This is a genomic window from Thioclava sp. F28-4, from assembly GCF_002020045.1.
Classification (GTDB): Bacteria; Pseudomonadota; Alphaproteobacteria; order Rhodobacterales; family Rhodobacteraceae; genus Thioclava; species Thioclava sediminum.
The window spans coordinates 1-589 of the sequence record NZ_MPZQ01000056.1 but is presented as its reverse complement, the minus strand read 5'-3'; the positions used below and the strand labels follow the sequence as shown (position 1 = coordinate 589).

The window sequence follows — 589 nt, the reverse complement described above, 5'->3', positions numbered from 1 at the left end:
GGAACATCAACATCAAGAAAGTCTATCGGATTTACAGGGAGTTGGGATTGCAACTCAGGAACAAGACGCCGAAGCGCCGTGTGAAGGCCAAGCTGCGTGACGACCGCGCCGAGGCGGTCGGCCCGAACGACGTCTGGGCAATGGACTTTGTTCACGATCAGCTTGCGACAGGCAAGAAGCTGAGGGTTCTGACAGTCATCGACACCTTCTCACGCTACGTGCCAGTGCTCGATGTCCGGTTCAGCTACCGCGGCGAGGATGTGGTCGCAACGCTGGACCGGGTGTGCCGACAGACAGGCTATCCGAAGACTATCCGAGTCGATCAGGGCACCGAGTTCGTGTCTCGCGACATGGACCTCTGGGCCTATCAGCGTGGCGTGACCCTCGACTTCTCGCGCCCCGGCAAGCCGACCGACAATGCATTCATCGAAGCGTTCAACGGCCGGTTCCGGACCGAGTGCTTGAACCAGCATTGGTTCCTCACCCTTGCGGATGCGACCGAAAAGTTGGAGGCTTGGCGTAGATACTACAATGAGGAACGGCCACACGGCGCGATCGGGAACAAGGCTCCGATCACGCTGACGAAATC

General features: G+C 58.9%; 1 protein-coding gene. It reads left to right on the top strand.

Features of this window, described 5'->3' with window-relative positions; genetic code table 11:
- Nucleotides 1-589: IS3 family transposase (locus tag BMI87_RS21850; RefSeq protein ID WP_146681747.1), on the top strand; the 589-nt coding region annotated here is incomplete at both ends.